The organism is Mesorhizobium sp. M7A.F.Ca.AU.002.02.1.1 (assembly GCF_003998535.1).
Lineage (GTDB): Bacteria > Pseudomonadota > Alphaproteobacteria > Rhizobiales > Rhizobiaceae > Mesorhizobium > Mesorhizobium ciceri.
The window spans coordinates 1-1981 of sequence record NZ_RZPB01000952.1 but is presented as its reverse complement, the minus strand read 5'-3'; the positions used below and the strand labels follow the sequence as shown (position 1 = coordinate 1981).

At 58.5% G+C, this 1981-nt stretch carries 2 protein-coding genes; both read right to left on the bottom strand.

Annotated features, from left to right (window positions below):
- Window positions 1-72: 72 nt before the first annotated feature.
- Window positions 73-942 carry an MBL fold metallo-hydrolase gene (locus tag EN879_RS33710; RefSeq protein WP_027162022.1) on the bottom strand — a complete coding sequence of 290 codons (870 nt, stop codon included), beginning with the start codon at window positions 940-942 and terminating at the stop codon, window positions 73-75.
- A 534-nt stretch (window positions 943-1476) separates the two neighbouring features.
- Window positions 1477-1981: ATP-binding cassette domain-containing protein (locus EN879_RS33705; RefSeq protein WP_127274596.1), on the bottom strand; the 505-nt coding region annotated here is incomplete at its 5' end.

Sequence of the window (1981 nt, the reverse complement as noted above, 5' to 3'; positions counted from 1 at the left end):
GGGAACTCTACCTGATCGAGAGATGGAGTTGTCCAAAGTGACCATATTAACAACGACGGCGGCTCGGTTACCTCAGCTATTTGCAGCCATCGCTGGCTCGCGTACGAATTTTGATTTCGGCGGGACGGCGAACACCGTGAAGCGCTCAGCCAGACTGTCAAGAGCTTTACGCATGCCCACTCCAGCGGCAGCCGCACCGTGTCCAGTGATGACCATCTGAGGGTTCAGGGCAGCCAGACGCTTCACAGATCTTTCCGCCGCATCCCAGTCCGGCGTGAAGTAGCGCGGCGGACCGTGCATCTCGAGATCCTGGACGGCGACCTCATAGACCGACTCCTGACCGGTGGTGATGAAAGCGTCCCCTACGATCAGCGAGCGGTCTTCCTCGCGCCAGAGCGAAATGTGACCAGGGGCGTGCCCGGGTGTGTGCAGCCATTGCCATCCGGGCATTCCGGGGACCGATCCGTCGGCGGGCAAGAGTTCCAATCGGTTGCCAAGATCGATCGGCCCGCGTGGAAAGAGCGGCGAAAGCAGCGCCATCAGTCCGCCCCCGACCCAGGGATCCGGTGCCGGATAACATTCAGTTCCGTCCAAATAGGGCCGCTCGAGTCGATGCGCGAAGACGGGCACCTCCCACCTATTCGCGAGGTCCAGAACCGTTCCCACATGGTCAAAATGGCCGTGTGTCAGGATAACCGCGGCAGGCCGTGCGTTGGTGCCAAACCGCTTTTCCGCGACCGCAAGAATACTGCTTCTCGACGTCGGCAACCCCGTATCTATTAGCACCCAGTTCCGATCTCCGCTGCGCGGTGCGCCGAAGAACACGACATTGACGATTGCCAGCCGCAAATAACCCAGGTCCGGTGCGATGCTCCAGGCACCGTCGCCATGATCTTCGCGCCTGGCGTGGTCGATCTCGGAAAGTCGAATCTGAACGGTCATGATCCCGTGCCTCGGTTGTTGCTGCGCAGCCGCTCGAGTTCATCGGCGGCGGTGGTACATGCCCCGAACTTGGGCACGGCCCCCTTGTTCCTTCCTTGATCCTCGTTCGCCACCCGGATTGCAGACAGTGCGACTAACCCGACGTTATTTATTAACTGGTTACGAGGCGGTTCGCCCAAATTGAGTCAAGAAGCTAGGCCACCCATTCGCTGGCTGCATTTATCTTACACCCCTTGGCAGCTTTGCTGCCCAATCTTGGTCATTGAGAGATTAGCAGCCGCTTCCAAAAAGCAGACATCACAGGGACTGCGTCGTAGCTCCGATGTGCCTCAGAGCGCTTCTTTTAAGCAAACAGAAGCTGCCGTTCGTGAGCTAATACCGAGATCTCCTGGGTCGCCAGCTTTCTTAGCGACGAAACGGTGAAATGGTTGGCTCCGTTTGTCGGGCTGGCCAGCCCGATTGAAGCGGAGCACGATCATGCCCTTCAAAGCACGTGGAAGGATGCCAGGGGCCTAGGTGGACGGGGTCCCCCTGTCAGACCTTCCGGCTGGCCAGCAGCCTTGTAAGCCAGTCCGGATCCATTTCCGGTACGGACGACAAAAGCCGTTCGGTGTAAGCGGCATGGGGAGGTGTGAGAACTTGGCTCTTCAGTCCCTGTTCAACGACTTTGCCCTGGTGCATGACAACGATTTGGTCGGCTATCGCCCTTACGGTAGCAATGTCGTGGGTAATGAAGATGTAGCTCATTTCGAGTTCACGCTGCAGGCGCATGAGAAGCTTGAGGATTTCCTCTTGGACGATCTGGTCGAGCGCGGACGTGATCTCGTCACAGATGATAAGCTCTGGATCGGCTGCCAACGCCCGGGCAATGCAGACGCGTTGCTTTTGGCCGCCCGATAGCTCGCCAGGCAGGCGTTCCAGAAAATCCTCGCTCATCTCGACCATGTGCATAAGTTCGCAGATCCGGCGATCCTTCTGCGCGCCCTTTAGGCCGAGGTAGAATTCGAGCGGCCGAGCTATGATTTCTTCGACCGTCTGG

Excerpts from the sequence above, each read along its gene's own strand:
- EN879_RS33710 (WP_027162022.1), bottom strand. The coding sequence starts at position 942 with ATGACCGTTCAGATTCGACTTTCCGAGATCGACCACGCCAGGCGCGAA.